The following is an 8,285-nucleotide window of genomic DNA, read 5'->3' as shown; positions in this document are numbered from 1 at the left end:
GCTGAGCGACTATTCGCCAGGGTTCGCCAGGGCACGCCAGATGGTGTGCCAGTGGGCGCCGGGTGTCAGGTAGGAACGCGCCACCCCGACCCGGTCGCCGAGGGACATTCCCCAGGGTGTACCGGTGTGACCGGGGCGGGTGACGCGGTAACTCGCCGGCACACGAAGGGATCTGTCTCGCCCATGTACACAGCATCGTCCTCCGTGTCCGCCCCACCCCGGTCGCTGCACGCCCGCCCCGGAGGCGGCGGCCCCTACCTCGACCCCGCGCGCCCCGCGGCGGCCCCCGCCCTCGGCGCCGGCCGGACACGGCGCGTGCCGGGGCTCGGCACGCAACCGCTCAGCGGCAGACTCGACCTGTCCGGCGCCCAGGGCGCCCAGCTGCGTACGGCGATCACGTCGGTGCACCGCATCTGTCCGGAGTTCGCTCCGGTGCAGGTGCTGCGCCGGAGCGGACGCTCCGTGCTCCTGGTCGGTACGACAGGGCGCAGCACCGCCGTGGCCAAGTGTTTACTGGACCACTCCCCGGTGTGGGCCGAGCGGATCCGGCATGAAATAGCGGCATACCGCTCGTTCGTGCGGCACCGGCCGCCGGTGCGGGTGCCGCGTCTGATCGCGGCGGACCCGGACAACTGCACACTGGTGATCGAGCGGATGCCGGGACGGGTGGCGGCGCTGAACCGGCATCCGCTGGAGGCCCCGCCGCGCGCGGACATCAGGGCGGCGCTCGGCGCGATCTGCCGGCTCAACGCGTGGCGGCCGCCGGCCGGGACGTTCGACGCCCCGCTGGACTACGCGGCACGGATCTCCCGGTACCACGAGCTGGGGCTGCTCACCGACCGGGACCTGGGCGACCTGCAGAAACTGGTGCACGGCATCGCGCACTCGGCCGGCCGCCAGGGCATGGGCCAGTTCTGTCACGGCGATTCCCTCCTGTCGAACATGCTCCTCTCACCGGCCGGTCCAGTGCTGGTGGACTGGGAGCACGCGGGCTGGTATCTGCCGGGGTACGACCTGGCGACGCTGTGGGCGGTCCTCGGGGACGCTCCGGCCGCCCGCCGGCAGATCAGCCAGCTCGCCCAGTCGGCGGGACCCGCGGCGCGTGACGCGTTCCTCGTCAACCTGATGCTCGTCCTCACCCGGGAGATCCGTACGTACGAGACGGCCGTGCAGCGTTCGATGCACGACCCGACCCCGGTGGCGCCGGGTCCGGCCCATCCGGGTGCCGCGCCGTCCGGCGAGGAACAGCGGCTGCTGCTGAGGCGGCTGCACGACGACTGTCAGATGGCCCGCAAGGCCGTTCGCGCGGCGGTCGGTACGCGCTGACGGCGCTGATAGCACTGACAGGGACGGTGGTCCGCGATGCGCCCAGGACAGGGGCGTGTCGCGGACCTCCGTCGTTCACCCGGTGGTGAAGGGTTTCACCCGATCGGGTCAGGGGCCCCTCCCCTGTTGCCGCGCAGGCCGGGTCGTCGCCGCCCCGAATACGGTGAACCCCCCGCCGCTGACGTGGGAAATCCGCTTCCTCTGGGAATGATTGACGGATTGTCGGAGAGCCGGTAGCACTGACGCACACCCGCCCCCGTACGCACGCACCGTCACACTCGATCGTCCCAGGAGGTCTGCCTTGCGAGGATCCCCCACCGACCCCAGCTCTTCCACCCGGCATTCCACCCGCCACAGAAGTGCCCGCCGGGCCGCGGGTGCCGTCGCCTCGGCCGCTCTGCTGCTGCCCCTGCTCGGCGCCGCCCCGTACGACGGCGACGGTGCCGGCCTCGGCGACAGGGACGGGCCGACGTCCGCGTCCTCCACGTCCTCCACGCATCTGCAGAATGCTTTCGCCGACGCGGCCGACAAGTACGACGTGCCGCAGAGCGTGCTCCTCGCCGTGTCCTATCTGCAGTCCCGCTGGGACGCGCACGACGGGGCGCCCAGTGTCACGGGCGGCTACGGCCCGATGCATCTCACCGACGCCCGCACGGCGATCGCCCGGACCGTGGTGGCACCGCACCACAGCGACGGCACGGAGGACGCCCGGGGCGACGCGTCACGCGGCCCCCTCCTTCCCGACACGAAGGTCCCGGAGAACACCCGGCTCCCGGCCCGCCTCAAGACCTTGACGAAGGCCGCGGAACTGAGCGGCATCCCCGCGGAGCGGCTGCGTACGGACGCGGCGGCGAATGTGGCGGGCGGTGCCGCGCTGCTGGCGGCGGCCCAGAAGCAGCTCGGCGAGCCGCTCAGCGCCGACGCCGCCGACTGGTACGGAGCGGTGGCCCGCTACTCGGGTGCCGACGACACGGCGACGGCCGCGACGTACGCCGAGGACGTCTTCGAGGTGATCCGCCACGGCGAGCGGCGCACCACGGACGCGGGGCAGCGGATCACGCTCGGCGCGCAGCCGCGGCTGCGCCCTGCGACGGCGCAGCTGAGCGGTGCGGGACTGCGGGCGCCCGCCGCGGGCACCACCGAGTGTCCGACGACCGTGTCCTGCGAGTGGATCCCGGCGCCGTACGAGGAGTTCGGGGACGGCGACTACGGCAATCACGACCTGGGCGACCGGCCGAAGTCGCAGAGCATCAAGTACATCGTCGTCCACGACACCGAGGGCGCCTGGGACGGTGTCCTCAACCTGGTGCAGGACCCGACCTATGTGTCGTGGCAGTACAGCCTGCGCTCCACCGACGGGCACATCGCCCAGCATGTGAAGGCCAAGGACGTGGCCTGGCACGCGGGCAACTGGTACATCAACTCGAAGTCGATCGGCCTGGAGCACGAGGGATTCCTCACCGCGCCCGACACCTGGTACACGGAGGCGATGTACCGGTCGTCGGCGCGTCTGGTGAAGTACCTCGCCGCCAAGTACGGCATCCCGCTGGACCGGCAGCACATCCTGGGCCACGACACCGTGCCCGGTACGACGACCGCGACCATCCCGTCGATGCACACGGACCCGGGCCCGTACTGGGACTGGCGGCACTACTTCACTCTCCTCGGCAAGCCGCTGGGGGCCGCGCCCGGAGCGAAGGGCGGGCTGGTCACCGTGTTGCCGCAGTTCACCGCGAACCGGCCGGAGTTCACCGGCTGCGTCACCCGGGGCGAGCCCTGTGCGGCGCACGGATCGAGCGCCGTACGTCTCCACACCCAGCCGCGCAAGGACGCCCCGCTCGTCAAGGACATCGGCCTGCGGCCCGGCGGTGACGACTCCACGACCGACGTGAACGACGTGGGCTCACGCGTCTCCACCGGCCAGCGGTACGCGGTCGCCGGACGCGACGGCGACTGGACCGCGATCTGGTACCTGGGCCAGAAGGCCTGGTTCGAGAACCCGCAGAAGCAGCCGACCGCGGTGAACGCGACCGGCGACGTCATCACGCCCAGGGCCGGGTTGACCGAGATCCCCGTCTACGGGCGTGCGTATCCGGAGAAGGAGGCCTATCCGGAGGGCGTGCCCGTCCAGTCGGTCTCCCCGCTGCCGTACAAGCTGCCGGCGGGCCAGAAGTACGCGGCCGGTGACAAGGTGCCGGGCGAGTACTTCTACGCGCCGACCTTCGACACGACACCGCACCGGGTGGTGCGTGGTTCGGACATGTACTACGAGATCCAGTTCGGGCACCGGGTGGCGTTCGTACGGGCCGCCGATGTGCGGGTGATGCCGTCCGCCGCGTAACGGGACAGAGGGAGGAGCCGGGGGGGAGGGACGGAGAGGCCGGCGGCGTCGAGGGGGGGTCGCTGAGAAGCGGGAGTCCCTTGAAAAGCGTCAGGATTCGATTCGGCGCAGGCGCTCGGCGTCGCAGGTGCGCGGGCAGGTGGCGCAGGCCTCGGCGGGGCGGATCGTGTAGTAGAGGCAGCAGCCCATGCGGGTGCGGGTCGGGTGCTGTCGGCCGTCGCCGCCGGTGAGGTGGCGGAAGTCCGCCCCGCCGGGGAAGGGCGGGACCGCGGAGGGGAGCAGTGCGGTGGCGGCCCGCACCGCGTCGGGTTCCCGGCCGAGCATGCGGCCGAGGTACCAGATGCCGGAGACGAGGTCGTCGGTGACCAGGCCCCACAGTGCGCGCGGGCCACGCCGGACGTACGGGGCGATCGCGGAGAGCAGCGGCTCCATGTGGTCGGCGACGGCGACCCGCAACTCCGCGCGCAACGCCTCCTCATGGGGGAGGGTCAGCACGCCGGGGACCGCGGCGGCCGGGTCGCCCGGCAGACAGGCCAGGTCCGTTCCGGGGCTGATCTCGAAGGCGCCGGAGGCCAGGTCGATCCGTACGTCCTCGGGACGGATACGCGGCACCCGGCCCGTGAGATACCAGACGCCGCTCATCAACAGGCCGACCGACCACGCGTAGTCATGAAGGGCGCGGGAGGCGGCGACATCGTGGCGCGGGACGTGGTCGTAGCGTTCCCGGATGCGGAAGTCCTCGGCCGACAGGAATGCGTCCAGGGCGCCTTGGTCCTTCGTCAACTCCGCGCCGCTGACGCCCGTTCGGGGGAACCTCGGCACCGGGTCGGCCACTCGCACCGTCAACGCCTGGCATGTCTCGGCGAGTTGGCGATACGTGTCGGAGAGCAGGCCCGGCACGGTCGCGGCCACATCGGTCGAGGGGGTCTCCAGGGCCACGGTCATCGGTACTCCTGTACATGGGGGCAAAGCGAGAAAACCAGGTAAGCCTTACCTTAGTATAGAGATCGCTAACAGCAGTGCGTGACCACGCCTCCCCAAACATCGATCAAGGGAGGCGCACGTCACAGTGGATCCATTGCCGGTTGAGAAATAGAACATGCCTAATTTGATCTCACTCAATGTGACAGCGACCGAACAGGTCGCACCTACGCGGGCCGCGCCTACAGGTGCGCCCGCGCGCATCTTCCAGCAGCCGCACACACCCGTGCCGCTCGCCGGCGTCGGAGCCCCTTCGCGCCCGGCGCCTCCCTGAGCCCTGCCTCAGCAGCCGTCCGCCCTCGACAGCCGTCTGCCCTCAACCGTCGTTTGCCTCCAACCGCCACCCACAGAGCGGGAGTTGCTCTCCTCGCATGCGTATGTACCTGCTTGCTCTCAACCCCACCGACTCCGTCACCGAAGGGTTTCTGCCCGCCGCGGCACGGCTCGGCGTCGACATGACGGTCCTCACCGACCAGCCGGACGCCCACCGGCTCGCGTACCCGGAGACCGAGGTCCTGGAGTGCGACGTACGCGACCTCCGCTCCGTCGTCACCCGGATCTCGACGCTCGGCCGTCCCGACGCGGTCTTCACCAACAGCGATCATCTGCAGACCCAGGCCGCCCTGGCCGCCGACTACTTCGGCCTGCCCGGCAAGGACTGGAGGGTCGCCCTGCGCACCAAGGACAAGGCCGAGATGCGGCGCCGTCTCGCCTCCGCGGGCGCGGACACGGTGTGGTCGGCCGAGGTCACCGACACCACCGACGTGGCTGCCCTCGACGTGCCGTACCCGTGTGTCGTCAAGCCACGCGAGGGCGTGGCCAGCGAGGACGTCGTACTCGTCGAGGGTGCCGAGGACCTGGTGGCGCGCTGCGCGGAGATCCTGAGCCGCCGCCCGGGGTCCGCCCTGGTCGTCGAGGAGTATCTGCCCGGGGAGCTCTACACACTGGAGACGCTCGGCGACGGTCACGTGCGCCATGTCCTGGGCGGTTTCCACACCGTGTTGTCCCCGCCGCCGTACTTCATCGAGGAGCGGCTGACCTTCGTCCCCGCCCATCCCGCACCGGTCGTCACCCAGGTACTGGCCCAGCTCGACGCGCTCGGCGTCGGTTTCGGTGCCTGCCACACCGAGTTCGTGGTTCACGAAGGCCGGGCGAGGATCATAGAGGTCAACTACCGTGCCATCGGCGACCAGTGCGACCTGCTGTTGGCGCACCTGCTGGAGATTCCGCTCTTCGAGCACATCCTGCGTACGCACCTGGGTGAGCCCCTTCCCGCGGATCTCGGAGCTCGGCGTGACGGCGTGGCCCGGCTGGACTACCCGTGTGCCGAGAGCGCGGGGACGCTGACTGCAGCGCCCGCCGCCGCCGAACGGACCGTTGACGGCGTTCGGTTGACCTACCGCCCGCTCCGGGAGATCGGTGAGCGGCACCAGTTGTATCGCACCAATCGCGACTTCCTCGGCGTGGTGCGGGCCACCGGAACCGACCAGGAGGCCGTGGACAGGGCCGTGGCCGGGTTCCTGGCCGGGCAGCGGTGGGAGATCCAGCCGTGACGGCCCGCACGGCGACGGCCGGCAGCTCCACGGGGAACGGTGGCGGTGGCGGTGGCGGTGGCACTGGCACTGGCACTGGCACTGGCACCGGCGAGCACGGTGGCGTGTCTCCCGACGCCGACACCACCCGCGGTGAGCTGATCATCCGGGTGCTCAGCGCACTGCTGCGCGAGGACGTCGTCGGCCTGCGTTCGGCCGGCCGGCTGGTGCACCGGCCGGACGGCGCGTGGCTGCGACGGGCCACCGGTGACGGGCAGTTCCTGCTGCTTCCGGTCGCCGAAGACGGGTTCCAGTGCGAGTACGCGGCCCGGCTGCCGTTGCTCGTAAGAGAGCCCGCGGAATCCTCCCCCTCGCCCTCCCCCTCATCCGCGCCTCTGCCCGTCCGCTACGAGACGTGCGACACGATCCTCGCCGCCCTGCGCGTCCTCGCCGATCCCGTCGACCGGGCAGGATTCGACGCCTTCGCCGAAGAGTGCCGTCAGACGCTGGCCACCATGCGCCTGCACACCGCGGCCCACGACGAGGTGATCCGGCGACTGACGGCCCGTCATGGCCCGGCGGTGACCGGCTGGACGGGACTGAGCGGAGGGCTGGCATACGACACCCTCGCCGCCCACCTCGACCATCCCGTCTACCCGACCTCACGTGGCCGCGTCGGACTGAACGAAACACAACTGCGGGCGTACGCCCCGGAGTTGCATCCCGCGTTCGAGCTGCGCTGGCTCGCTGTGCCCCGTGACGCGGTCACCGGGACGTTTCCGGACCGCTGGCCCACGCCCGGGCTGCTCGGCCTCCCGGAGCTCGACCCGACCCATGTGGCGCTGCCCGTCCACCCATTGACCGTCGGCGCCCCGCTGGAGGGTGTTCTGCGCGCCACCGGTCTGACGGACCGGGCCGTGCTCGCCGACCGCGCCCACCTCGACGTCGTACCGACCCTGTCGATGCGTACCGTGGCCCTCACCGCGGAGCCGTCCCTGCATGTCAAACTCCCGCTGGACACCGCCACGTTGGGGCTGCGCAACCGGCGGACCATCAAACCCGGCACACTGGTCGACGGCGCTGCGGGACAGCGGCTGATCGAGCAGATCATCGTCCGTGAGCCACGATTCCGGAGCACGATCCTGCACGCCGACGAGACGGTGTACGCGCACGCCGGACACGAACTGCTCGCCGCGCTGTTCCGGCGTTACCCCGACGGCCTCCAGGACTCCGTCGTCGTGCCGATGGCCGCGCTGCTCGCCGAAGCACCCGGCGGCCGGCTGGTCGTCGATCATCTGGCCGACCGGTTCTACGGCGGTGACCTCCTCGCGCTGCTCGACGCCTGCCTGACCCTGCTCTTCGACTGGCAGACCACGCTGTTCGGGTACGGGATCGCGCTTGAGTCGCACCAGCAGAACATCTCGGTGATCCTCGACCGGCCGCACGACGGTCGTACGCGGCTGCGACTGCTGTTGAAGGACAACGACGGGCCGCGCATCAACCGCCTGCGGCTGAGCGAACGGCTCGGGGACGCGGCTCCGTGCGCCGGGGACTTCGACGACGCCCGGACCTTCGGCGACAGTGACCGGCCGGTCGTGGACCTGTTCACCACCATCACGGTCCATCTGTGCGCGGGCGCCTACGCCTTCGGGCTCGCGCGGCACGGTCGCGCGCCTCTTCCCGTGCTGCTGCGGCTCGTACGCGACCGGCTCGCCGAGGCGATCGAGCGGCTCGGGACAGGAGCGGGCGAGCCAGGTGCCGTACTGCGGGTCCAGCTCCTGGACGCGCCACGCCTGCCGGTCAAGGCGATGGTCACCGCCGGAACGCTCCTCACCAAGGAACGGTCCGGCGCGGCGGACATCAACAAGCACTACACCACTGGGCCCAACTACCTGCGGCACGACGGCACTTCGGCGTGAGAGGCGAGGCACGGCGTTGCCGACCCCCGTGGCGTTGCCGGCCCCCTCCCCGACTCCGGTCGGGCGCCGCCGTCGCCCCCATCACCTTATGCGCGACCATTCTTCGCTCTCTTTGCACCTGCTGGAGCCGCACATGCCCTCGCTGACCGAGTCACTCGGTAGCACTTCCCTGCCCGCCCCCAGCCC

The 8,285-nt window shown here is 70.9% G+C and carries 5 protein-coding genes; 4 read left to right on the top strand and 1 reads right to left on the bottom strand.

The window, feature by feature from the left end; all coding sequences use genetic code 11:
- The first annotated feature begins 183 nt into the window (after positions 1 to 183).
- Both AOK01_RS30275 and AOK01_RS30270 read left to right on the top strand, forming a co-directional pair.
- Positions 184 to 1,326: an aminoglycoside phosphotransferase family protein gene (locus AOK01_RS30275; protein ID WP_055517264.1), complete on the top strand. Its 1,143-nt coding sequence runs from the start codon at positions 184 to 186 to the stop codon at positions 1,324 to 1,326.
- Between the two features lie 301 nt (positions 1,327 to 1,627).
- On the top strand, positions 1,628 to 3,667 hold the full coding sequence (locus tag AOK01_RS30270) for an N-acetylmuramoyl-L-alanine amidase (protein ID WP_055517262.1): 2,040 nt from the start codon (positions 1,628 to 1,630) through the stop codon (positions 3,665 to 3,667).
- Between the two features lie 90 nt (positions 3,668 to 3,757).
- Here AOK01_RS30270 and AOK01_RS30265 read toward each other — a convergent pair whose 3' ends face one another.
- Positions 3,758 to 4,612 (bottom strand): (2Fe-2S)-binding protein, encoded by an 855-nt coding sequence (locus AOK01_RS30265; protein WP_055517260.1) that lies wholly within the window; start codon positions 4,610 to 4,612, stop codon positions 3,758 to 3,760.
- Positions 4,613 to 5,019: 407 nt separating this feature from the next.
- Here AOK01_RS30265 and AOK01_RS30260 point away from each other — a divergent pair, with 407 nt between their 5' ends.
- Positions 5,020 to 6,201: an ATP-grasp domain-containing protein gene (locus tag AOK01_RS30260; RefSeq protein ID WP_055517258.1), complete on the top strand. Its 1,182-nt coding sequence runs from the start codon at positions 5,020 to 5,022 to the stop codon at positions 6,199 to 6,201.
- A 104-nt stretch (positions 6,202 to 6,305) separates the two neighbouring features.
- On the top strand, positions 6,306 to 8,099 hold the full coding sequence (locus AOK01_RS30255; protein ID WP_055517256.1) for an IucA/IucC family protein: 1,794 nt from the start codon (positions 6,306 to 6,308) through the stop codon (positions 8,097 to 8,099).
- The last annotated feature ends 186 nt before the right edge of the window (positions 8,100 to 8,285 follow it).

This window comes from Streptomyces aurantiacus, assembly GCF_001418335.1.
Lineage (GTDB): Bacteria > Actinomycetota > Actinomycetes > Streptomycetales > Streptomycetaceae > Streptomyces > Streptomyces aurantiacus.
The sequence above is the reverse complement of the archived record's forward strand: the minus strand, read 5'-3'. Positions and strand labels throughout refer to the sequence as shown.